This is a genomic window from Streptomyces hypolithicus (assembly GCF_052934925.1).
This window is the reverse complement of the sequence record NZ_CM128811.1, coordinates 5,912,439-5,934,181: the sequence shown is the minus strand read 5'-3', so window position 1 is coordinate 5,934,181 and position 21,743 is coordinate 5,912,439. Positions and strand designations below refer to the sequence as shown.

Here is a 21,743-nt window from a genome sequence, read left to right as displayed (position 1 = left end):
CGGGTTCACTTCACGGTCTGAATTCAAATGGTGGTGCTGCTCCTGTTCGTCCTCTGGGCCGGCAGGGCCATCTGGATCTCTTCGCGCAGGGCCTCGATCTTCGGGTAGTCCGCGTACTGGCCGGTCAGCCGGTACATGTGGCGCAGCCGGTCCCAGGTGCGGTGCGAAGAGGTCTCCCCCATCGAGACCAGCGCGAGGCGTGCGTACCGGTCGGCCTGCTCGGGATCGTCCGCGATGAAGAGCGCGGAGGCCAGCGAGATGTAGTCGAAGATCTTCGAACGCTGCCTGCCTCCGGCCCGGAGTTCGAGTGCCTGCTTGGCGTGCCGCTGTGCCGCGACCGCGGCCGCAGGCTCGTGCTCCGCGAGCGTACGGAAGGCCAGGGCCTGCATGCCGTGCAGGTCCGCCTCGTCGAACAGCTGCATCCAGCTGGGCGGCGGGACGTCACCCCTGTCGGACACGAAGAGTTCCTCCGCCTCGCCCAGGGTCCGCCGCATCGCCTGACCCCGGCCCATGGATGCCTGAGCCCAGGCTTCGATGGTGTGGAGCATCGCGCGGGTGCGCGGCAGCATCTGGTCGCCGGATCCGGACTTGGCGAGCTTCATCAGGTCCAGGGCGTCGTCGGGCTTGCCGAGGTGCACCATCTGGCGGGCCGCCCGCGAGAGCGCCTCGCCCGCGCGGGGGCGGTCGCCGCCTTCGCGGGCGGCGTGGGCGGCGATGACGAAGTACTTCTGGGCGGTGGGTTCGAGGCCGACGTCGTGCGACATCCAGCCGGCGAGGACCGCCAGGTTGGCAGCGACGCCCCACAGGCGGCGCTGGAGATGATCGGGGTGGTGGTAGGCGAGCATGCCGCCCACTTCGTTGAGCTGGCCCACGACGGCCTTGCGCTGGAGCCCGCCGCCGCGGGCGGCGTCCCAGGCGCGGAATACTTCGACGGAACGCTCCAGCGCGTCGATCTCCAGCGACCCCACGGGGGCGGCCTCGTAGCGGTCGTACCCGGCGGGGTCGGTGTGCAGGGGGTCGATGTGCGGAGGGCCGGCCGTGGGGGCCGGGTCGGTGAGCAGCCAGTCGTGCATGGCGCTGCTGAGTGCGGAGCCTGCGGCGAGCGCGACGCCCGCGCCCACCAAGCCGCGTCGGTTGAGCATGAGGTCCATTCCCGTGAATTCGGTGAGGACCGCTGCCGTCCGTTCGGGCGCCCACGGAAGACCGTCGGGATTCTCTGTGTTCCCGACGTCCCGCCGTTTACCCGCGCGCCCGTGCCGGTCGAACCCGAGGTCCTCGATGGTCACGACACGGCCGAGTCGCTCGGTGAACAGAGCTGCCAACGCCTTGGGCACCGGATCGCGCGGGGACTCCCCCATGTCGATCCAGCGTCGTACGCGCGAGGTGTCGGTCGCCAGCTGCGGATGGCCCATGGCCGCCGCCTGCCGGTTCACGAGTCTCGCGAGTTCGCCCTTGGACCAGCCGGCGAGGCCGAACAGGTCTGCCAGGCGGGTGTTGGGTTCTCCGGTCACGTCAAGCCCCCAGGGTCTCGGCTGATTCGACAGTAACCCCCTGTCAGATGCGGTGGGGATATTCGCCAGGGTTCGCCAGGGTCCGCCACATGGTGTGCCACCCGCGGGCGGGTGTCAGGTAAGAAAGCGCCACCCCGCTCCGGCAACCGATCGCCATTCCCCAGGGTGTTGACCGGTTGCCGGGGCGGGCGGCGCACGTAACTCGTCGGCGCGCGAAGGGATCTGTACCGCCCATGTACACAGCATCGTCCTCCGTGTCCGCCCCGCCTCGGCCGTACCGTCCCGTGGCGACGGGCAGCGGACCATTCCTCGACCCCCATCACGCCGGCGCGGCGGGACTGGGCGCCGGCCGGGCCCGGCGGGCGGCAGGTCCGGGCTCTCAACAGCTCAGCGGGAGAATCGACTTGTCCGGCCCCCAGGGCGCGCAGCTGAGGATGGCGATCGCCTCGGTGCACCGGATCTGCCCGGAGTTCAATCCGGTGCAGGTACTGCGCCGCAGCGGCCGATCCGTACTGCTCGTCGGCACCGCGGGCCGCACCACCGCGGTCGCGAAGTGTTTACTCGATCAGTCCCCCGCGTGGGAAGAGCGGTTCCGGCACGAAATAGCTTCCTACCGCGCCTTCGTCCGCCACCGGCCGCCGGTGCGGGTGCCGCGGCTGATCGCCGCTGACCCCGACAACTGCACGCTGGTGATCGAGCGGATGCCGGGCCGCGTCGCGGCGCTCAGCCGGCATCCGGCGGACGCTCCGCCGCGCGCCGATGTGCGCGCCGCGCTCGGCGCGATCGCCCGGGTCAATGCCTGGCGCCCGCCGGCCGGAATCTTCGACGCGCCGCTCGACTACGGTTCGCGCATCTCGCGCTACCACGCCCTCGGCCTGCTCACCGACCGCGATCAGGGGGACCTGCAGAAGCTGCTGCACGGGGTCGCCCACGCCAGTGGCGGACGGGGCAGCATGGGGCAGTTCTGCCACGGAGACGCGCTGCTGTCCAACATCCTGCTGTCGCCGGCCGGACCCGTCCTGGTCGACTGGGAGCACGCGGGCTGGTATCTGCCGGGGTACGACCTGGCGACGCTGTGGGCGGTGCTGGGCGACGCTCCGGCGGCGCGGCGGCAGATCAGCCAGCTGGCGCAGGCACCGGGGACGGCGTCGCGGGACGCGTTCCTGGTCAACCTGATGCTCGTACTGACGCGGGAGATCCGGACGTACGAGACCGCCGTCCAGCGGACCATGCGCGAGGCCGCTCCCGTTCAGGGCGCGGCGGGGCAGGCATCGCCGGGTGGGGTGTCGGTCGGTGAGGAGCAGCGGCTGCTGCTGCGACGGCTGCACGACGACTGCGCGCTGGCACGACGGGCGGTGCGCGCGGCGGTCGGCACCCGCTGAGGTAACGGGGAGCTGACGGGAAAAAGCAAGGGCCCACCCGGTGATCTGCACCCGGGTGGGCCCTGCCTGTCACTCGCCTGCCCGTCGGCGGTGCGGATCCGGGCGCCGACGGGGAAGGCTCTGAGCCAGTACGGGCGGACACGCCCGGCCGGCACCCTCCGGGAAGGGAAGTCACGATGAGCCGCTCCCACGACGGCAGTACCGACGGCAGTACCGACGGAGGCACGGACGGCGGCACGGACGGCAACGCCGCGTACGGGAAGAAGGCCTTCAAGCGGTCCAGGAGTCATTTCGCGGACCGCGTCACCGCCGACGGCCGAGACGGCTGGCCCGCAGAGGCGGGCCGCTACCGGCTGGTGGTGAGCCGCGCCTGCCCCTGGGCGAGCCGCGCGCTGGTCTCGCGGCGGCTGCTGGGGCTGGAGGACGCCCTCTCGCTGGCTGTCGCCGACCCCATCCAGGACGACCGCAGCTGGCGGTTCACCCTCGACCCCGGGGACCGCGATCCGGTGCTGGGCATCCGCTACCTGAGCGAAGCCTACGACGCACGGGAGACGGATTACCCCGGCGGAGTCAGCGTGCCGGCCGTCGTGGACGTACCCAGCGGCAGGCTCGTGACCAATGACTACCAGCAGATCACCCTGGACCTCGCCACCGAGTGGACCGCGCAGCAGCGCCCCGGCGCCCCCGACCTCTATCCGCAGGCGCTGCGCCCGGAGATCGACGAGGTCATGGAGGGCGTCTACCGCGACGTCAACAACGGTGTGTACCGGGCGGGCTTCGCGTCGACGCAGAGTGAGTACGAGGAGGCCTGCCGCGGTGTGTTCCGGCGTCTCGCCCTGGTGTCGCAGCGGCTCGAAAGCCGTCGTTATCTGGTCGGGGACACCGTCACCGAGGCGGACATCCGGCTCTTCACGACGCTCGTGCGCTTCGACCCCGTCTACCACGGCCACTTCAAGTGCAACCAGTGGAAGCTGGCGGAGGACCCGGTGCTGTGGGCCTACGCGCGGGACCTGTTCCAGACGCCGGGCTTCGGCGACACTGTCGACTTCGACCACATCAAACGCCACTACTACCGCGTGCACACCGGCGTCAATCCGACCGGGATCGTGGCGCTCGGCCCCGATCTCGCGACGTGGCTGACGCCGCATCACCGGGAGGAGCTGGGTGGCCGCCCGTTCGGCGACGGTACGCCGCCGGGGCCGGTCCCGGCCGCCGAGCGGGTGCCGGCGGCGGGACAGGCCTGAATGGATCCCGTCGAGGCGTTGAGCCGGATCGCCTTCCTGCTGGAACGGGCCCAGGCACCCACCTACCGGGTACGGGCGTTTCGTACCGCCGCCGCCGCCGTCGGCGCCCTCCCCGAGGGGGAGGCCGCCGATCGTACGGCCGCGGGCTCGCTGGAGTCCCTGAAGGGCGTCGGGCCCAAGACGGCGCAGGTGGTGCGCGAGGCCCTGGCTGGAGGGGTGCCCGGATACCTGGAGGGGCTGGAACGGGAGGCCTCCGCGTGGCCGCCGGGCGAGGGCGGCGAGGGGTTGCGGGAACTGCTGCGCGGCGACTGCCATCTGCACTCCGACTGGTCGGACGGCGGCAGCCCGATCGAGGAGATGGGGCGGACGGCGGCGGCGCTCGGGCACGAATGGGCGGTGCTCACCGACCACTCCCCCCGGCTGACGGTGGCCGGCGGGCTTTCCGCGGAGCGGCTGCGGGAGCAGCTGGACGTGGTGGCCGCGCTCAACGAGCAGTGGGCGCCGTTCCGGCTGCTCACCGGCATCGAGTGCGACATCCTGCTGGACGGCTCGCTCGACCAGGAGCCCGAACTGCTGGACCGGCTGGATGTGGTGGTGGCGTCCGTGCACTCCAAGCTGCGGATGGACGCCCGTGCGATGACGCGGCGCATGGTGGCCGCCGTGAGCAACCCGCACGCCGACATCCTCGGCCACTGCACGGGACGGCTGCTCTCCGGGCGGGGGCGGCCGGAGTCGGAGTTCGACGCGGACGAGGTCTTCGCCGCCTGCGCCGCGGCGGGCACCGCTGTCGAGATCAACAGCCGGCCGGAACGGCTGGACCCGCCGCGGCGCCTGCTGCGGCGCGCTGTCGAGGCGGGCACGCTGTTCTCCGTCGACACCGACGCGCACGCGCCGGGGCAGCTCGACTGGCAGATCCTCGGGTGCGCCAGGGCCGAGGAGTGCGGGGTGCCCGCCGAGCGTGTGGTCAACACCTGGCCGATGGAGGACCTCCTGACGTGGACCCGTACCCGGGAGGTACCGTCCGGTGCCTGAACTCCGCGGCTACGGGCAGACGGGGAGTGAGGACAGAGCGAGCGAGGGCGCCCTCGCGCCCGGCCCGGGGAGGGTCTTATGAGCACCGAAGCGTGGATCCTGCTCGGCGTGGCCGTCGTGCTGGTCGTGGCGACGCTGGCGCTGGCGATCGTCGTTCTCCTGCGGCTGGTCCGGGCGCGCCGGACGCTGCGCAACGCGGGGCTGCCTGAGGGGCGCCCATGGGTGTTCTGGGGCGCTGTCGCCTATCTCGTGCTGCCGACGGATCTGCTGCCCGACCCGATGTTCCTGGACGATGTCGGTGTGCTGCTGCTCGCGCTGAGGTCGATGCGCTCCGAGCGGGCTTGACGCAGGTCAACTCGAGGGTCTGGAACGGTTATTGGTTCACACCATTGGCACGCGTTGTGTCTCATTGACGGAACGGCCCGGAGCCGATACCTCTGTTGTCGAACGTCGAATTCCGCCCCGCAGACCCCTTCGCGTACCACCCGTCCCTGGAGGCTGCATTGCAAGGATTTGTCATGCCACGGTCCACCAACGCCCGCAAGCGTGCCCAGTTGGCGGGCGGTTTCGTGGCGTGCGCCGCGCTGGTGCTGCCGCTTCTGACGGCGGGGCCTTCCACCACGGCCGAGCGGCCCGCGTCCGGGGCGCTCCAGCGCCACTTCGCCGAGGCCTCGGCGCAGTACCGCGTACCGCAGAGCGTGTTGCTCGGCGTGTCGTACCTCCAGTCCCGCTGGGACGCGCACAGCGGTGCGCCAAGCGTGACCGGCGGGTACGGGCCGATGCACCTCACCGACGCCGAGGCGGCGCTCGAATCCGCGCCGCACCACTCGGACTCCGGGGAGGATCCGCGCGGCGACGACGCGCGGCCGGCGCGCTCCGGCGGCGAGGCCGAGCTGCCGAAGGTGTCCGAACTCCCCGCGAGGCTGAAGACGCTGAAGCGAGCCGCGGCCCTGACCGGGCTGCCCGCCGCCGAGCTGCGGCGAAGCTCCGCCGCGAACGTCCGGGGCGGGGCGGCGCTGCTGGCCGCCGCGCAGAAGCAGCTCGGCCGGCCGCTGAGCGCCGACCCCGCCGACTGGTACGGCGCCGTGGCCCGTTTCTCCGGCGCCGACGACACGGCGACCGCGACGACGTACGCCGACGACGTGTACGACGTGATGCGGGCAGGTCAGCGGCGTACGACCGACAGCGGGCAGCGGGTCGCGCTGCCCGGCGCCCCAGCGCTGGCACCCGAGCGCGCGCAGGTCGCGGCTCTCGGCCTGCGGACCGCCGACGCCGGTCCCACCGAGTGCCCGAAGACGGTGGCGTGCGAGTGGATTCCGGCACCGTACGAGGAGTTCGGCGCCGGTGACTACGGCAACCACGACAAGGCCCATCGGCCCGAGGGCCAGGAGATCGACTACATCATCGTCCACGACACCGAGGCGACCTGGGACACCACCCTGCAGCTGGTGCAGAACCCGCAGTACGTCTCCTGGCAGTACTCGCTGCGTTCCTCGGACGGGCACATCGCGCAGCACGTGTCGCTCAAGGACGTGGCGTGGCACGCGGGCAACTGGTACATCAACTCCAAGTCGGTGGGCCTGGAGCACGAGGGTTTCCTCACGTCCCCGGACGCCTGGTACACGGAGGCGATGTACCGCACGTCGGCGCGGCTGGTGAAGTATCTGGCGAAGCGGTACGACATCCCGCTCGACCGGCAGCACGTCCTGGGGCACGACAACGTCCCGGGTACGGTCACCGCGAACATCCGGGGCATGCACACCGACCCGGGTCCGTACTGGGACTGGGCGCACTACTTCGAGCTGCTCGGTAAGCCGTTCACCCCCAAGGCTGGGAGCAAGAGCGGTGTGGTGACCATCCGGCCCGAGTACGCGGAGCACCAGCCCGCCTACACGGGCTGCGTGAAGGCCGGCCAGCCGTGTGCCCCGCACGGTTCCGGCGCCGTACGGCTGCACACCGAGCCCGCCGACGACGCTCCGCTGGTGAAGGACGTGGGGCTGCGCCCCGGCGGAGAGGGCTCGACGACCGGGGTCAACGACACCGGGGCGCGGGCGTCGACCGGCCAGCAGTACGCCGTCGCCGAGCGCAGGGGCGAGTGGACCGCGATCTGGTACCTCGGCCAGAAGGCCTGGTTCCACAACCCGCCCAAGCAGCCGACCGCGGTGAACGCCAAGGGGCTGCTGGTGACCCCGAAGGACGGCGTGACGGACGTGGCGGTGTACGGGCGGGCCTATCCGGAGGCGGCGGCCTACGCGGGGACGACCGTGCCGGTGCAGTCGGTGTCGCCGCTGCCGTACAAGTTGCTCGCCGGGCAGCGGTACGTGGCCGGCGAGCACGCCCCGGGCGAGTACTACTTCGCACCGACGTTCGACACGTCGGGGCATCGGGTGATTCGCGGTGATGAGACGTACTACGAGATCCAGTACGGGCACCGGGTGGCCTACGTGAAGGCGTCCGACGTGCGGGTCTTCAAGCCGTAGCGGACCGGACAGGCCCCATGGGGCGCCGTCGCCACGACCTGCGACGGCGCCCCTTCGGTGTGACAGGCCCATTGGTGTGACTAATCGGCGCGGGGCGTGGGCCGTACGGGCGACGGGTAGGGCTGCGCCGGAATCGACCGGTCCGCCCGCCGCCACGGTGGAGGCGCGGACGTCCTGGAGAGGCCGGACGCACATGGCACAGCAGCCCTTCACCCTGCCGGACTTCTACGTTCCGTATCCCGCGCGGCTCAACCCCCATGTCGACGAGGCCCGTCGGCACACCAGGCAGTGGGCGCACCGGATGGAGATGCTGGAGGGCTCGGGCATCTGGGAGGAGCGCGATCTGGAGGCGCACGACTACGCGCTGCTCTGCGCGTACACCCACCCCGACTGCTCGTCCGATGTGCTGGCACTGGTCACCGACTGGTATGTGTGGGTCTTCTTCTTCGACGACCACTTCCTGGAGACCTTCAAGCGGAACCTGGACCGGGAGGGCGGCAAGCGCTACCTCGACCGGCTGCCCGCCTTCATGCCGATGGATCTGGCCGACGGCATGCCGGAGCCGGAGAATCCGGTGGAGGCCGGGCTCGCCGATCTGTGGGCACGCACCGTGCCGGGCATGACAGGTGCCTGGCGGGAGAGGTTCGCCGAGGCGACCCGGAATCTGCTGAACGAGTCGCTGTGGGAACTCTCCAACATGGACGAGGGCCGGATCGCGAACCCCGTCGAGTACATCGAGATGCGCCGGAAGGTGGGCGGGGCGCCCTGGTCGGCGGGGATCGTGGAGTTCGCCGCGGGCGCAGAGGTCCCGGCTGCGGTGGCGCACGCGCGGGCCCTGGGCGTGCTGCGGGACGCCTTCTCGGACGCGGTCCACCTGCGCAACGACCTGTTCTCCTACCAGCGCGAGGTCGAGGACGAGCGCGAGAACAGCAACGGCGTGCTGGTACTGGAACACTTCCTTGGCTGTACGACGCAGGAGGCCGCCGACGCCGTCAACGATCTGCTGACGTCGCGGCTCCAGCAGTTCGAGAACACCGCGCTGACCGAAGTGGGCCCGCTCTGCGCCGAGAAGGGCCTGACCCCGGGCGAGACCGCGGCCGTACTGACGTACACCAAGGGGCTGCAGGACTGGCAGTCGGGCGGTCACGAGTGGCACCTGCGCTCCAGTCGCTACATGAACGGCGGGGGTACGGCTGCCGGGGCGCCCCACGCTGCCGCTTTCGCGGGGTCGGTGGCCCCGGTCGGAAGCGGCTGGGGCGCCGCGGCGGCCACCGTCCACTTCACACCGCGGGCCGAGGCGGCGCGGCTGCGCAGCCATACGCATGTGCCGCACCAGCACGTCGGGCCGTCGATCATCCCCGAGCTGGACCTGCCCTACCGGCTCGGCCTGAGTCCGCATCTGGCGGGCGCCAGGGAGCGGAACATCGACTGGGCGCGCCGCATGGGGATCCTGGGACCGCAGCCGGGCCGGCCCGGATCGCATGTATGGGACGAGCGGCGGGCCCGCAACATCGACGTGCCGCTGTGCGCGGCGGGCCTGCAGCCGGACGCCACACCCCGACGAGCTCGACCTGTCGTCGAACTGGCTGACCTGGGGCACGTACGGGGACGATCTCTACCCGGTGATCTACGGCCGCACCCGTGATCTGGCGGGGGCGCGCGCGGCGAACGAGCGGCTGCTGCTGTTCATGCCGCTGGAGGGGAAGCAGACCGCCGAGCCGGCCGACGCGATGGAGCGTGGTCTCGCCGATCTGTGGGAGCGTACGGCGGGCCCCATGGACGACGCTTCGCGGCGTACGTTCCGGCGGACGGTCGAGGACATGCTGGCGAGCTGGCTGTGGGAGCTGGCCAACCAGGCGCAGCACCGTATTCCTGACCCGGTGGACTACATCGAGATGCGCCGGTTCACCTTCGGCGCCGACATGACGATGCGACTGTGCCGGCTCTCGCACGGCGACCGGGTGCCCGACGAGGTCTACCGCAGCGGCGCCATCCGCTCGCTGGAGAACTCCGCCGTGGACTACGCCATGCTGATCAATGACCTGTTCTCGTACCAGAAGGAGATCGAGTACGAGGGCGAGGTGCACAACGCCGTCCTGGTGGTGCAGAACTTCTTCGGCGTCGACTATCCGACGGGTGTGGACATGGTGCACGAGCTGATGAAGGGACGACTGGCGCAGTTCCAGCACGTCATCAGGGTCGAACTGCCCTTGCTCTACGACGACTTCGCCCTGGACGCCGAGGCGCGGGAGATCCTCGACGGCTATGTGCGTGAGCTCAAGGACTGGCTGGCCGGCATCCTGAACTGGCACCGGGGATGCGTCCGTTACCGCGACGAGCATCTGCGCAGCGGCTCGGGCGGCGCCCCGTGGCATCTGAACGGCCCGACCGGGCTGGGTACTTCGGCGGCCCGCATGCACGCCTCGCTGCTGAGCGGGTCGGCGGTGGTGGTGGGCGTGTAGGGGCCGCCGTGCGGTCGTACGGTCAGGGGTGCGCGTCGATGCCCGGCTGGTCGAAGGTGGCGGGCACCGGCAGGTTGTCCCAGCGTCCTACGGGCCAGGCGACCAGGACGGCGCGCCCCACCACCTCGTCCACGGGCACCATGCCGGCGCCGGGCCCTTTCTGGTGGTAGCGGGAGTCGCCCGACGCCTGCCGGTGGTCGCCCATCACCCAGAGGTGGCCGCCGGGCACGGTGACCTTGAACTGTCCGTTCGGGTCCGTGCTGCATGCGGTGTTGCCGGGGAAGACATACGGCTCGTCGAGAGCTTTGCCGTTGACCTTCAGCGGGCCGGTTCCCTTGCACTCCACCGTATCGCCGCCGACGCCGATGACCCGTTTGATCAGGTCTTTCTCCTCAGCGGACGGCATGAGCCCGACAAAGCCGAGGGCTTTTTGCGCGGCGCTCGGCCGAGGCGTCGGCTCGTTCTTCAGCCATGCGCCGGGGTCGTGGAAGACGACGACCTCTCCGCGGCCGGGCTCGGAGCCGAACCACGGGGTCAGTTTGTCGACCATGACCCGGTCACCCGTCTGAAGGGTGTTCTGCATGGAGTCCGAGGGGATGGAGAACGCCTGCAGCAGAAATGTCTTGATCACCAGCGCGAGCATGAGGGCGATCGCCACGAGGAGCGGGAGTTCCAGCCAGAAGGGGCGCTGCTTGTGCGGCTTTCGCCGACGCCCCATAGGTGGATCCGCCACACCCTCATCGGTGTTCGCGTCCGCGCCGACAGCCACTTCTCCCACAGCCGCTCCTCGCCTCACCAGCCGCTCAGCCCTGCTGGAACAGCTCCGCGGGCAGGGGTTTCAGCAGCGCGTACAGGTCGTCGGTGATCGGCCGGTCCCAGCTCGCGATGGTGACGAGCACACGGTCGCTGCGGTCGAACTGTACGCAGGAGATGCGGCTTTCGGAGAGTTTGATGCGCCGTACGATCAGCAGGTTGTCGCCCTGCATGACCGGCATTTCCTCGGTGCCGGTGATCTCGACGAGCTCGTCGTTCTCCAGCGCCATGAGCAGCTGGGCCACCTCGAAGGGCACCTGGCCGTCTTCGAGCTCACGGGCGGGCGAACCCTCCGGCAGATTACCGATGATCATCGCGGGGCCGCGGCCGCCGAACAGGTCGTAGCGCAGGAAGACACCCTGGCAGCTCCCGTCGGGCGCCGGCAGCAGGCCGGCTCCGAGGTTGCCCGGCCAGTCACCCGGGTCCATGGCCAGGACATCGAAGTCCGGGCCCGCGGGTGTGGCGGAGGGGCGGCGGCGGAGGAAGGACATGCCGCCATGGTACGTGCCCCGGTCGCCCGACCGGCGCCGGGGCGAACCGGGCCCCCGTCCGGGCGCGGACCGGATACGGAGCCGTGCGCGTAGCCGGAATCCGGCCGGACGCGCCCGGCCGGTCAGGCCGGACCGAAGGCGCCGGCCCGCGCGTTGAGCACGAAGGCCCGCCACTGTGCCGGGTCGAAGACCACGGACGGGCTGCCGGGTTTCGCCGCGTTGCGCATCGCGACGAATCCCTCCACGAAGGCGAACTGCACATCGCCCGCCTCTCGGCCGCTCGACTGCCAGTGCGCTCTGCTCAGGTCCAGCTCGGGCCTGTCACCGCCCGCCGGCCGCTGCGCCCTGATGCTCTCGGCCACGTCTCCGCTCCTCCCGGCTCGTCGTCGTCCGCGGGCCAGCCTAGCGATCGTGCCCGGGAACGGACAGGGCGCGGACCGGGCGCGGACGGGCGACGACAAAGGTGGCGGCGACGGAAGGTCAGGGCGCACCGGCAGGACGCCCTGACCTTTCAGACAGAGATCAGCGGTTGGAGCAGTTGTTGCCGAACGCCGGGTTCAGCAGACCCACGACGTTGACACTGTTGCCGCAGACATTGATCGGGGCGTCGACCGGGACCTGGACCAGGTTGCCTGAAAGCACACCTGGCGAGTGCGACACCTTGCCGCAGGCGTAGGCGCCACCGCCGCCGCGGTCGTAGCGCGAGTCGCAGGAGTCCCGGCCGTCGTGGCGTGAGTCGTAGGAGCCCCGGCCGTCGTGGCCCATGCCGTAGGAGCCGGGGCCGTCGTCGGCAATGGCGGAACCCGCGCCGCCGAGGACGGCGGCGGCCAGTGCGGCGGCGGCAATCGCGGTGCGCGTACGCATGATGCACTCCTTGTGAGGGTGTGGGCGCGCTCGTGCGGACCCGCGGGAGAGGTCCCCTGCCACGGCCGTGGTTTTGGCGGATCACCTGTACGGACGCGGATGTTCACGCGCATGCGGAGCGTCCGCAGTTGGTGCGCCCGGCCCGGCGCACCCGTGCTGGGAGCGTTCACTCCCCGGCGAGCAGCCCTTTCACCGCCCGGCCGAAGACCAGCCGGCCCGCCCCGATGACCGCCGGGTCCAGGGCCCGCGGAAGACCGCGCAGGCTCAGGTCCTCGGTCCACACCACCAGGGATCCGGCCGGCTGGGGGCGTACGTCGATCTCCGCCCAGCCCAGGACCACCGCGCCCCGCTTCTCCAGGCGGCAGTGACCCGCACCGCCGGCTACGGGCGGATCCCAGGCGACGACCTCCATGGGGTCGTCGAAGCCGAGGGGGCCCAGCCCCGTTCTGGCGACGAAGACCGTACCCGGTGCGGTGGGCGCAGGTGTGGTGACCGTGATGCGGGTGAGCGGGACCTGGGCGGCGTGGTGTTCCCACACGGTCAGGCGCCGCCAGGCCTCGTCGGCGGGGAGCGCAGCCGTCTGTGCGATACGGAAGCGAGCCACAGCACGACCCTAGTGGTGCTTGGGCAGGGCCTGCGCGGCGGCGACGGGCGTTGCAGGATGGGACGCATGCTGCTGGCCACACTCGCCCGGGTCTCGCGAGAGATCGCCTCGACGTCCGCGCGCTCACGCAAGACCGCGCTGCTGGCCGAGCTTTTCCGCAGCGCGGACCCCGACGACGTACCGATCGTGATTCCCTACCTTGCGGGCCGGCTCCCCCAGGGACGGATCGGGACGGGCTGGAGCCTGCTGCGCGAGGTGGACGCGACTCTGACGGCGTTCGCGGCGGTCGCCGGGCGCGGGTCGCAGGGCGAGCGGGCGAGGCTGGTGCGGGAGCTGATGACGGCGGCGACCGAGGACGAGCAGGCGTTCCTGTTCGGGCTGCTCACGGGTGAGGTGCGGCAGGGGGCGCTGGACGCGCTGGCGGCGGAGGGCCTCGCGGCCGCCGCGGCGGTGCCGGCCGCCGATGTGCGGCGGGCGGTGATGCTCGGCGGGTCGTTGGTCGAGGTGGGGCAGGCGCTGCTGGCCCGCGGGGCCGGGGCGCTCGCCGAGTTCAGCCTGGAGGTGGGGCGGGCGTTGCCGCCGATGCTGGCGAGCCCGGGGCAGAACGCCGGAGCGTGTGCCGCTCGAAAAGTCATCGCTGCTGGTCAAGCGGCGAATCGGTATTCGTTGATGGTTCCGCCGAGGACGCGGGTTCGCAGGAGTCTGCGGTTGCCGAGGTCGTCTGTTGAGGCGGAGGCCGGTTGCTCCTGTGCGTCGGGTGGTTGCTGGTTGCGGGACTGGTGGGGCCTGTGTCCGTTGTAGTGGCTCTGGTATTCGGCCAGGACGCGGCGGGCGTGGGCTTCGCTGGTGATGAGGACATGGTCGAGGGCTTCGCGGCGGACGGTGCCGATCACGCGCTCGCAGCAGGCGTTCATCCTCGGCGCTTGTGGGGCGCTGAGGAGCACATCGATGTCCTCGGACTGGAAGACGGCGTCGAAGGAGGCGTCGTACTTGGCGTCGCGGTCGCGGAGCACAAAACGCAGCGACTCCATCCGCGTGCCCAGATTGTCGGCGAGGTTGCGGGCCTGCTGCAGTGTCCAGGCGCGCGTGGGATGGGAGGTGACGCCGGTGATGTGGAGCTTGCGGCTGCCGTGTTCGAGGAAGGCCATCGCGTACAGGCGCGTGCCCAGGACGGTGTCAACGTGGAAGAAGTCCGCAGCGATGATCCCTTCGGCCTGGGCGGTGAGGAACTCGCGCCAGCTTGGTCCTGAACGGCGCGGGGCGGGGTCGATGCCGGCGGCGTTGAGGATCTCCCAGACCGTGGACGGGGCAATGGGGTGTCCGAGCCGGGCCAGTTCACCCTGGATGCGGCGGTGTCCCCACTGCGGGTTTTCGCCGGCGAGCCGGAGCACAAGCTTTTTGAGCGCGGCGGCTGTTGGCGGGCGTCCGGTGCGGGTGCGGCGCGATGAGTAGTCCCATTTCTTGGCGATGAGCCGGCGGTGCCAGGCCAGGAGCGTGCCGGGAGTGATGGGGAGGGCGGAGCTCCAGCGGTGGCGCGGGATCAGCGAGGAGAGCGCGGACAGCCAGAACCGGTCGGCTGGCTCGTAGCGGACCGGGCGCGCGAGTTGACGCCGCAGGACCGTGTTCTCATGCCGCAGCACCAGCAGTTCGGCGTCCTTGGCGGTGTCCCGGCGCAGCAACACCGCCGGGACGGACAAGAGCGTTCGGGCGGCGCGGTACAGCAGCGAAAGGATCACCGCGACAGCATTCCAGAGACCGAAAACAACGCCAGAGGCGGTCGCTCACCTGCAGCGATGACTTTTCGAGCGGCACAGGATGCAACGCCTGACCAGCGCCCCGTGAGCTGCGAGCCCCGGCCCCCCAGTCCCCCTGATTGCAGGGCCGGGGCCCGCGCTCCCCTTTTGGTCCAAGCAGTCCATAAGGTGCTACCCTGCGATGCATGGGCCGACCACGACAGTTCGATGAAGGTCAGGCGGTAGAGGCGGCGTGTCGTGTCTTCTGGACCAAAGGCTACGAAGGCACCTCCACGCAGGACCTGTGCGAGGCCACCGGCCTCGGGCGCAGCAGCATCTACAACACGTTCAAGTCAAAGAATCACCTATTTCAACGAGCCCTATCGTACTATATCGACACCATGACCGCCCGGCAGATCGCCATTCTCGGCGAGGAAGGGCGCAGTGCTGTAGAGCGGGTCGGCGCTCTGTTCGCTGTGATCATCGACGGGGAGATGGAGAACCGGCGTGAAGGCTACGGGGCCGGCTGCTTCACGGTGAACACCATCACCGAACAGGCCGCGAACGGCCCTGAGGTCGCGGAGGCCCTGGACAGGGACCTGGAGCGGCGCCTGTTCTCGCTCCGTTCCGTGGTCATGGACGGCAAGCGGGACGGGACCATCAGTACTCCGCGCGGCGCTGACGGGCTCGCGTGGTATCTGACATCAGTCATCTATGGCATGCGGATCGCCGCTCAGTCCGGCGCGGACCGTACGGTGCTGGAGCAGATCGCCTCCGCCGGGACCGACACGCTGACCCGCTGACCCTTCGCCTTCCACCATCTTGTGCCGTGACGGGGCTCTCCATGCCCCAATTTTGGCACGATCAGTACATAACCCTGAAGAGAGGACCCAACTCGTGCCCAAGTCCGTCTACCTCATGGCCCTTGGCATCTTCGCCATGGTCACCAGCGAATTCCTCGTCGGTGGCCTCATGCCGCAGATCTCCGAAGATCTGCACGTCACCATTCCCCAAGTCGGCTACCTCATCACGGTGTTCGCCGTCGCCATGGCCGTAGGCGGTCCCTTCGCCACCGTCGCCGTCCTCAAGCTCCGCCCGAAGCCCGCACTGCTGACCCTCTTCGTCGTCTTCCTCGTTGGCAACGTCCTCGCCGGAATCGCCAGCACCTACTGGCTGATGGTGATCGCCCGCGTCATCACGGGCACAGCCTCCTCCGCGTTCTTCGGCGTCGCCCTCTCCGTCGTCGCCCAGATCACGAACCCCGAAGTCCGTGGACGTGCCATCGGCCTGGCCATGCAGGGCCTCATGGTCGGAACCCTGCTCGGCCTCCCTATCTCCACGCTGGTCGGCGAACAATGGGGCTGGCGCGCCGGCTTCGTCGCGGTCGGCATCATCACCGTCATCGCCGCCGTCGCTACCATGATCGCTGTCCCCAGCCTGGAGCACGCCGACAACGCCGGGGACTTCCGCGAGGAGATGGCCGCCTTCCGCAACGGGAAGCTCTGGCTCGTCCTGTGCACCTCTACCCTCATCATCGGCGCCACCTTCGCCGCGTTCTCCTACTTCACCCCGATCCTCACCGAGGTCACCGGGTTCTCCCGCACCCTGGTGCCCCTCCTGCTCCTCGCCTACGGCGCCGCCACCGTCATCGGCAACGCCGTCGTGGCCCGTCTCGCCGACGCCCACACCATCCGCGTGCTGGTCACCGGCCTCACCCTCAACACCGTCTTCCTCGTAGCGTTCGCCCTGCTCGCAGACGTCAAGGTTCCGGCCCTCATCGCCATGATGGGCATCGGATTTGTCGGCGTCACGATGAACCCCGCAATGATCAGCAGGGTTCAGCGCAGCGCGAACGCCCGGCCTCTGGTCAACACCGTCCACTCCTCCTTCATCACACTCGGAGTGGTCATCGGCTCTTCGTTCGGCGGGCTCGGCATCAACGCCTACGGCCTCACCGCCCCTCTCTGGCTCGGCGCGATCCTCGCCGTCCTCGCCCTGCTCACACTGATCCCGGACATGGGCCAACTGCGCCGTAAGGCCGCCACCACCGCAGTGCCGGCCCCTGAGCGGCAGATGGAAAGTGCCTGACCCACAGCACCGGAGCAGCGCGGCCCCGACCGCTGGACGCCGTTGGCGAATACGGTGAGCAGACGCAGTCCGGACGTTTGAATGACCAGCCGTAGATATCCGCGCATCGTTACCTCGGCAGGGGGGTAACGCTCTGTGGCGGCCCCATTTTTCCGGCTTGGCGTGGTCCCGACCAAAGCGGACAGAGTCTTTGGCGGCGAGCGCGTCCAATTGCGACTGGAGTTCCTGGGTGAGGCTGGAGCACCGTGCGTACCCGATCCGGATGTCCGCAGTCGGGGTGTCCGGATCGATCGCCGCCGGAACGGGAGTCCCCGGCCTCCACGGCTGACCCGGGCTCCGGTCGGCGGGCGTCGGGACGCGCAGGAGTTTCGCGAGCCGGGGCACCTTCGTGAAGCGGCCGGTGTGATAGGTGCCGGCGACCGCACCGGAGCGCGAGCGGCAGGGTGACCCTGACGAGGCGTCACAGCGGGGGCAGGGGTGGCGCTCGACATCGTCGGCGTCGGACACGAGTGCGGTTTGAGTGTCCGTTTCCGAAGGCGGCTGCACGGATGAGCTTGGTGTCCGTCGTCGAGTGCAGGGGACTGTGGACTCGCCGGACAATGCGAAGTCGCCTGCGCTACGGTCGGATTGGCCGTAGCCGTGTGCGCGACGGAGGGCTTCGCGGTCCGTGAGGGCAACGCGGCCAGCCGGGCGCGGGCACTGCGCAAGGCGGTCGAGGCACGCCTATGAAACAGCCACAGCCCTCGACCGAAGGGCTTGATCCGTGACCTTTCTGACGAATCCGGCCCATCCGACGTCGCGGTGGGCCGCCTGCGCCACCGCGCCCCGCATCACAGTCGCCCACGTGCGTATGGTTTCGAGACATTTGGCCTTGCCTTGACGATGCAAGCCGAACCTGCATGTCTGGCGGCCGGTGGCCCGGAGGAACCTCTCTGGGCCACCGGCCACCGAAGCCGACTACGTTGCCGGTTGACGGCGGGCGTCGGCCGCGGTCACAGGCCCAGGACGGTTCCGGTGGTGTCGGAGGCCTCGTAGACGGGGTAGGCGCCGCGGTACCGGGCGATGAAGCCGTGCAGTAGCACGTTGAGATTGAGGACGCTGGTGTCGCAGGTGGCGACGCCGTTGCTGTCGGCGTAGGCGTCACACAGGGCGTCTTGACCACCGCTGCTGGCGCGGGTGGTGAAGTAGACGTGGGCGCCGGTCATCGGGGTGCCGTCGGCGGTGGTGGCGGTGGCCTCACGACGCCTGCCTGAACGCCGACCAGATCGACCCCGCCACCACCACGGTGACCGCTGCCTCCGGGAGGCTGACCGTCGGCCAGGGGCTGAACCTGATCGTCGTGCTCCCGCCAAGACCTCCTCGACCGCATCGACACCTTCACCATCGCCTATAACGAGGACGCTCACCCGTTCCGCTGGACCTACGACGGCAGCCCCCTCAAAGCGGCGTGAAAGCACCCGGCGATCACTACCGCGCGTTCACTTCGGCGGTGATGACACCGAGGGCGGAACGCGGGGGCTTGCCAAGCAGGTTGGCGAGATCGCTCTTGGTGCCGTCCATGAAACCGCCCGCGATGGCGGAGAATGTGCCCACAAGCATCGGGACCTGGAAGGCTGCCGCTCCAGAGGCAGCGATAGATTCGCGGGCCTGGGCAAGGGTGCCCGGCTCGAAGGAGACGGGGGTCCCGGTAGCCTCGGCGAGGAGCCGAGCGAGGTCGCCGCCGCCGATCGCTTGCTCCCCGACCAGCTCGTAGGTCCGTCCCACGTGCGAGGACGCGTCGATGACAACCCGTACGGCAACGTCGGCCAGGTCCTCCCGAGCCACTGCGGCCAGTCGCCCGTCCCCCAGCGGAGCAGTGAGCTTGCCATCGGGGTCCGCGACGGCGAACAACGCAAGCAGTTCCGCGTAGAGGCCGTTGCGCAGGATCGTCCAGCGCGTGGTGCCCCTCATCAGCCTGCGCTCGGTCCAGCGGTGGGGCAGGGCATAGGTCAGGTGATCCCCTGCGGCGGACAGGCTGGTGTAGACGATGTGCCCGATCCCGACCTTCTCCGCAGCCTCGATCACCGCGCCGTGCCGGGCGATGACCACGTCGTCCTCGCCGTATCCGGCCGAGATGAGCAAGAGCGTGTCGACGCCGGCGAAGCCGTCCGCCAAAGAGGTCGGATCGTCGAAGTCGATGTGCCTCACCGGTACCCCTGCCGAGACCTTCTGCGGACTCCGCGTGCCGACCACCACATCGCCACGCCCAGCCAGACGCTCAACGACGAGCTTCCCCAGACCGCCCGTGGCACCGGTGACAAGAATCATCGGATCATCCCCTCGCTAGTGGTTCTCTTCGGTAACTGACACCATCATCGGTAACCGGAGCACACCGCGTAAGGAGGCACTTCAATGTCAGTGGGGCACACGGCAGTAACCACGGAGCCCGTGGTCTCCTGCGGCGAGGAGCATGAGGACTGCGGAATCCGCGACGTTCTCGACCGGGTCGGGGACAAGTGGTCGGTCCTGGTGATCGTCGAACTGGCCCAGGGGGTACGCCGATTCAGTCAGCTCCAACGCGCGATCTCCGGCATCTCCCAGCGGATGCTCACCCTGACCGTCCGCCGCCTGGAGCGCGACGGCCTGGTCTCCAGAACCGTCCACCCCGAGGTCCCACCCCGGGTCGAGTACGAGTTGACCCCGATGGGCCACAGCCTCACCTTCCTGCTCAAGTCGCTCGCCGACTGGTCAGCCGACCACCGCGAAGCCATCGCGCAATCCCGCCAACGCTGGGATGTCGCCAACACAGCTCCATGACCCCCGCAGGACTTCCGCGCGGTAGCACTAGCGGTGGTTTGTTGACGGCGGGTCAGGGTCGTAGTAGGCCGGTAGCAGAGGAACGTTGCCTCGCCGCCTGGGGGCTGTGATGACCCGTCGTGTGCCGTGTCCGCCCGCTCCGGGCCCGCTGGAAGCCTACGCGGCACGCTTCGATGACCTGTTCTCCACACTGGCACAGCGTCGGGGGTTCCGGGAGTATCTCGCGGGGCTGCTGCTGCCGCGGGATCGCAATAAGACGCTGACCTGCTTGGCTGGCACCGAGCCCGTCGTCGGTGCCCAGCACGCTGCGGTGCAGCGGCTGCAGTTCTTCCTGTCCGAGTCGACGTGGGACCACGAGCAGGTCAACGCCCGTCGAATGGAGCTGTTGCTGGCCGACTCGGCGACTGCGCCGCACCCGGGCGGGGTTCTGGTGATCGACGACTCCGGAGACCGCAAGGACGGGAAGGCGACGGCGCACATCGGGCGGCAGTGGCTGGGCCGGCTGGGCAAGACCGACAACGGCATCGTCACGGTGACTGCCTGCTGGGCGGATGAGTACCTCTACTACCCGCTGCACGCCGTGCCCTACAGCCCTGCCCACCACTTCCCGGCGGGCAAGAAGGACCCCGGCTTCCGTACGAAACTACAGATCGCCGCCGAACTCGCGCGCACCGCCAAGGCGGCCGGAATGACCTTCCGCGCGGTGTCCGCCGACTGCGCCTACGGCGACCAGGACGGCTTCCGCCAAGACCTCTACGCGGCGGGACTGCCGTTCGTCATGGCCCTCAAACCGAGCCACGGCAGCTGGGCCCACGGCAAGGACGCCTACACCCCCGTCCATGCCGCCCGTGCCCTGACCTGGACGGACCCCGAGAACCCAGGCGACTGGACCGCGGTCGAGCGCACGTTCCGCGACGGGCACACCGAGACCTGGTGGGCCGCCGACGCCCACCTCGGCTTCTGGGGTCCCGACGGGAACGTCCGCCTGGTCGTGGCCACCACCGACCCCACCACCCTGCCGTCGCAGTCGACCTGGTACCTGGCCACCGACCTGCCACGCCCCGGCGGCCCCCGCGAGGCCGACAGCCCCCAACCCCCGGCCGACCTGCGCGAAGTCGTGCGGATCTACGGCATCAGGCACTGGACGCGCCACTCCTGGATGTGCGAGTGGTACAGCCGCTCGCGGCGCAGGATCGCACCGCGCTCACCAGGTGCCTCGGCGGCGTCGTATTCGGTGACCATCCGCACCTTGTACTCGGGCGAGAAGGTACGGCGCTTCGGCTTCGGGGCCGGGTCGGCAGCGGGGTTCGTACTGGTCATGGGGGTGGTACTCCTGTTCGCACCCTCTCAGACTAACCCGGCATAACGGGATGTCTCACCCAAGGGTGGCAGGGAGGGTCCTGCGGCTGATGAACAGCGCCCCCTACGCCGAACTGGCCCCGGCCCAGATCTGGGCGCGTGAACTGGACGCCGGCCGCTACCACTGCTCGGTCCGCACCATGTACCGAATCCTTCAGCAGTTCGGGCAGAGCGGCGAACGCCGCCGCCAGGCCGCCCACCCGGCCAAGACCGTCCCCGAACTCGTCGCAACCGCACCCTCGCAGGTCTTGACCTGGGACATCACCAAGCTGGCCGGGCCCGGGAAGGGCGTCTGGTATCACGCCTACGTGATCATTGACATCTTCAGCCGGTACATCGTCGGCCACACCGTCGAGATAGCCGAATCGGCCGACCGGGCCGAGGAGTTGATCCGCGAGACCATCGAACGCGGCGGCATCGTGCCCGAGACCGTCCACGCGGACCGCGGCACCTCGATGACCTCCAAGAAGGTCTCCCAACTACTGATCGACCTCGGCGTCACCCGCAGTCACTCGCGCCCCAAAGTCAGCAACGACAACCCCTACATCGAGTCGTACTTCCGCACCACGAAGTACACCTCCGACTATCCCGAACGGTTCGACTCCCTCACCCACGCCCGCGACTGGTTCGACGCCTTCATCGCGTACTACAACCACGAGCATCGGCACTCCGGGATCGGCTACCACACGCCCGCCTCCGCCCACTTCGGCACCGCCGAGCAGGTCCGCGACCAGCGAGCCGTCACCCTCACCGAGGCATACGACAAACACCCCGAACGCTTCGCCCGCCGCCCCAGACCACCCGAGATACCTCAGAAAGCGTGGATCAACGACCCCGCAAAACGCAGGGAACCCGAACCACAAGCCTCATAGCCACACAAACGT

Annotated in this window: 18 protein-coding genes and 4 pseudogenes; 12 read left to right on the top strand and 10 right to left on the bottom strand. The window is 69.7% G+C overall.

The genetic code is table 11. The annotated features are described in order from the left end of the window. Nucleotides 1–23: 23 nt before the first annotated feature. Nucleotides 24–1,511 carry a DNA-binding protein NsdB gene (locus ACU6WZ_RS28030; protein WP_447030960.1) on the bottom strand — a complete coding sequence of 496 codons (1,488 nt, stop codon included), beginning with the start codon at nt 1,509–1,511 and terminating at the stop codon, nt 24–26. A gap of 233 nt (nt 1,512–1,744) precedes the next feature. Here ACU6WZ_RS28030 and ACU6WZ_RS28025 point away from each other — a divergent pair, with 233 nt between their 5' ends. The 6 genes and pseudogenes from ACU6WZ_RS28025 to ACU6WZ_RS28000 all read left to right on the top strand — a co-directional run bounded on the left by ACU6WZ_RS28025 (nt 1,745) and on the right by ACU6WZ_RS28000 (nt 10,111). Next, on the top strand, nt 1,745–2,893 hold the full coding sequence (locus tag ACU6WZ_RS28025) for an aminoglycoside phosphotransferase family protein (protein ID WP_447030959.1): 1,149 nt from the start codon (nt 1,745–1,747) through the stop codon (nt 2,891–2,893). Between the two features lie 176 nt (nt 2,894–3,069). Next, nucleotides 3,070–4,137 carry a glutathione S-transferase family protein gene (locus ACU6WZ_RS28020; RefSeq protein WP_447030958.1) on the top strand — a complete coding sequence of 356 codons (1,068 nt, stop codon included), beginning with the start codon at nt 3,070–3,072 and terminating at the stop codon, nt 4,135–4,137. Further along, nucleotides 4,138–5,169 (top strand): PHP domain-containing protein, encoded by a 1,032-nt coding sequence (locus ACU6WZ_RS28015; RefSeq protein ID WP_447030957.1) that lies wholly within the window; start codon nt 4,138–4,140, stop codon nt 5,167–5,169. Nucleotides 5,170–5,247: 78 nt separating this feature from the next. Further along, nucleotides 5,248–5,514, top strand: coding sequence for a DUF1232 domain-containing protein (locus ACU6WZ_RS28010; protein ID WP_447030956.1), 267 nt, complete (start codon nt 5,248–5,250; stop codon nt 5,512–5,514). A 173-nt stretch (nt 5,515–5,687) separates the two neighbouring features. Continuing rightward, entirely contained in the window at nt 5,688–7,649 is a 1,962-nt protein-coding gene (locus ACU6WZ_RS28005) for an N-acetylmuramoyl-L-alanine amidase (protein WP_447030955.1), read from the top strand. A gap of 193 nt (nt 7,650–7,842) precedes the next feature. After that, a pseudogene (locus ACU6WZ_RS28000) lies at nt 7,843–10,111 on the top strand (terpene synthase family protein). A gap of 22 nt (nt 10,112–10,133) precedes the next feature. Here the strand turns inward: ACU6WZ_RS28000 and lepB are convergent. The 5 genes from lepB to ACU6WZ_RS27975 form a co-directional block, all read right to left on the bottom strand. Continuing rightward, a complete protein-coding gene (gene lepB / locus ACU6WZ_RS27995) occupies nt 10,134–10,829 on the bottom strand; it encodes a signal peptidase I (protein WP_447034294.1) in 696 nt (231 codons plus the stop codon). An 85-nt stretch (nt 10,830–10,914) separates the two neighbouring features. After that, nucleotides 10,915–11,415 (bottom strand): hypothetical protein, encoded by a 501-nt coding sequence (locus ACU6WZ_RS27990; RefSeq protein ID WP_447030954.1) that lies wholly within the window; start codon nt 11,413–11,415, stop codon nt 10,915–10,917. Nucleotides 11,416–11,537: 122 nt separating this feature from the next. Then, nucleotides 11,538–11,777: a DUF397 domain-containing protein gene (locus ACU6WZ_RS27985; protein ID WP_447030953.1), complete on the bottom strand. Its 240-nt coding sequence runs from the start codon at nt 11,775–11,777 to the stop codon at nt 11,538–11,540. A gap of 160 nt (nt 11,778–11,937) precedes the next feature. Next, a complete protein-coding gene (locus ACU6WZ_RS27980; RefSeq protein ID WP_447030952.1) occupies nt 11,938–12,279 on the bottom strand; it encodes a chaplin in 342 nt (113 codons plus the stop codon). Between the two features lie 166 nt (nt 12,280–12,445). Then, nucleotides 12,446–12,883 (bottom strand): SRPBCC family protein, encoded by a 438-nt coding sequence (locus tag ACU6WZ_RS27975; RefSeq protein ID WP_447030951.1) that lies wholly within the window; start codon nt 12,881–12,883, stop codon nt 12,446–12,448. A gap of 66 nt (nt 12,884–12,949) precedes the next feature. Here ACU6WZ_RS27975 and ACU6WZ_RS27970 point away from each other — a divergent pair. Next, nucleotides 12,950–13,513 (top strand): annotated as a pseudogene (locus ACU6WZ_RS27970) (ATP-dependent DNA ligase); the annotation flags it as partial. A gap of 14 nt (nt 13,514–13,527) precedes the next feature. On the opposite strand, the gene ACU6WZ_RS27965 reads toward ACU6WZ_RS27970, so the two are convergent. Continuing rightward, on the bottom strand, nt 13,528–14,619 hold the full coding sequence (locus ACU6WZ_RS27965) for an integrase core domain-containing protein (protein ID WP_447030950.1): 1,092 nt from the start codon (nt 14,617–14,619) through the stop codon (nt 13,528–13,530). A 203-nt stretch (nt 14,620–14,822) separates the two neighbouring features. On the opposite strand from ACU6WZ_RS27965, the gene ACU6WZ_RS27960 reads away from it, so the two are divergent. Both ACU6WZ_RS27960 and ACU6WZ_RS27955 read left to right on the top strand, forming a co-directional pair. Further along, entirely contained in the window at nt 14,823–15,419 is a 597-nt protein-coding gene (locus ACU6WZ_RS27960; RefSeq protein ID WP_447030949.1) for a TetR/AcrR family transcriptional regulator, read from the top strand. A gap of 94 nt (nt 15,420–15,513) precedes the next feature. After that, entirely contained in the window at nt 15,514–16,704 is a 1,191-nt protein-coding gene (locus ACU6WZ_RS27955) for an MFS transporter (RefSeq protein ID WP_447030948.1), read from the top strand. 405 nt (nt 16,705–17,109) lie between these two features. On the opposite strand, the pseudogene ACU6WZ_RS27950 reads toward ACU6WZ_RS27955, so the two are convergent. The 3 genes and pseudogenes from ACU6WZ_RS27950 to ACU6WZ_RS27940 form a co-directional block, all read right to left on the bottom strand. Continuing rightward, nucleotides 17,110–17,211: pseudogene (locus ACU6WZ_RS27950) on the bottom strand (zinc finger domain-containing protein); the annotation flags it as partial. 485 nt (nt 17,212–17,696) lie between these two features. Next, the gene (locus ACU6WZ_RS27945; protein ID WP_447030946.1) at nt 17,697–17,909 is read right to left on the bottom strand and encodes a hypothetical protein; all 213 of its coding nucleotides are present in this window, start codon (nt 17,907–17,909) and stop codon (nt 17,697–17,699) included. A 262-nt stretch (nt 17,910–18,171) separates the two neighbouring features. Continuing rightward, on the bottom strand, nt 18,172–19,011 hold the full coding sequence (locus ACU6WZ_RS27940) for an SDR family oxidoreductase (RefSeq protein WP_447030945.1): 840 nt from the start codon (nt 19,009–19,011) through the stop codon (nt 18,172–18,174). Between the two features lie 84 nt (nt 19,012–19,095). Here ACU6WZ_RS27940 and ACU6WZ_RS27935 point away from each other — a divergent pair, with 84 nt between their 5' ends. The 3 genes and pseudogenes from ACU6WZ_RS27935 (at nt 19,096) to ACU6WZ_RS27925 (ending at nt 21,731) form a co-directional block, all read left to right on the top strand. After that, nucleotides 19,096–19,500, top strand: a complete 405-nt coding sequence (locus ACU6WZ_RS27935) for a winged helix-turn-helix transcriptional regulator (protein WP_447030944.1) — start codon at nt 19,096–19,098, stop codon at nt 19,498–19,500. A gap of 109 nt (nt 19,501–19,609) precedes the next feature. Further along, a pseudogene (locus tag ACU6WZ_RS27930) lies at nt 19,610–20,659 on the top strand (IS701 family transposase); the annotation flags it as partial. 250 nt (nt 20,660–20,909) lie between these two features. Further along, complete coding sequence (locus ACU6WZ_RS27925; protein WP_447030943.1) at nt 20,910–21,731, top strand: DDE-type integrase/transposase/recombinase; 822 nt, start codon at nt 20,910–20,912, stop codon at nt 21,729–21,731. Nucleotides 21,732–21,743 lie beyond the last annotated feature (12 nt).

What these genes read in the sequence shown, in the direction of transcription:
- ACU6WZ_RS28025 (WP_447030959.1), top strand. Translation starts at nt 1,745, where the DNA reads ATGTACACAGCATCGTCCTCCGTGTCCGCCCCGCCTCGGCCGTACCGT.
- ACU6WZ_RS28020 (WP_447030958.1), top strand. Translation starts at nt 3,070, where the DNA reads ATGAGCCGCTCCCACGACGGCAGTACCGACGGCAGTACCGACGGAGGC.
- ACU6WZ_RS28015 (WP_447030957.1), top strand. Translation starts at nt 4,138, where the DNA reads ATGGATCCCGTCGAGGCGTTGAGCCGGATCGCCTTCCTGCTGGAACGG.
- ACU6WZ_RS28010 (WP_447030956.1), top strand. Translation starts at nt 5,248, where the DNA reads ATGAGCACCGAAGCGTGGATCCTGCTCGGCGTGGCCGTCGTGCTGGTC.
- ACU6WZ_RS28005 (WP_447030955.1), top strand. Translation starts at nt 5,688, where the DNA reads ATGCCACGGTCCACCAACGCCCGCAAGCGTGCCCAGTTGGCGGGCGGT.
- lepB (WP_447034294.1), bottom strand. Translation starts at nt 10,829, where the DNA reads ATGGGGCGTCGGCGAAAGCCGCACAAGCAGCGCCCCTTCTGGCTGGAA.
- ACU6WZ_RS27990 (WP_447030954.1), bottom strand. Translation starts at nt 11,415, where the DNA reads ATGTCCTTCCTCCGCCGCCGCCCCTCCGCCACACCCGCGGGCCCGGAC.
- ACU6WZ_RS27980 (WP_447030952.1), bottom strand. Translation starts at nt 12,279, where the DNA reads ATGCGTACGCGCACCGCGATTGCCGCCGCCGCACTGGCCGCCGCCGTC.
- ACU6WZ_RS27960 (WP_447030949.1), top strand. Translation starts at nt 14,823, where the DNA reads ATGGGCCGACCACGACAGTTCGATGAAGGTCAGGCGGTAGAGGCGGCG.
- ACU6WZ_RS27945 (WP_447030946.1), bottom strand. Translation starts at nt 17,909, where the DNA reads ATGACCGGCGCCCACGTCTACTTCACCACCCGCGCCAGCAGCGGTGGT.
- ACU6WZ_RS27940 (WP_447030945.1), bottom strand. Translation starts at nt 19,011, where the DNA reads ATGATTCTTGTCACCGGTGCCACGGGCGGTCTGGGGAAGCTCGTCGTT.
- ACU6WZ_RS27935 (WP_447030944.1), top strand. Translation starts at nt 19,096, where the DNA reads ATGTCAGTGGGGCACACGGCAGTAACCACGGAGCCCGTGGTCTCCTGC.
- ACU6WZ_RS27925 (WP_447030943.1), top strand. Translation starts at nt 20,910, where the DNA reads ATGAACAGCGCCCCCTACGCCGAACTGGCCCCGGCCCAGATCTGGGCG.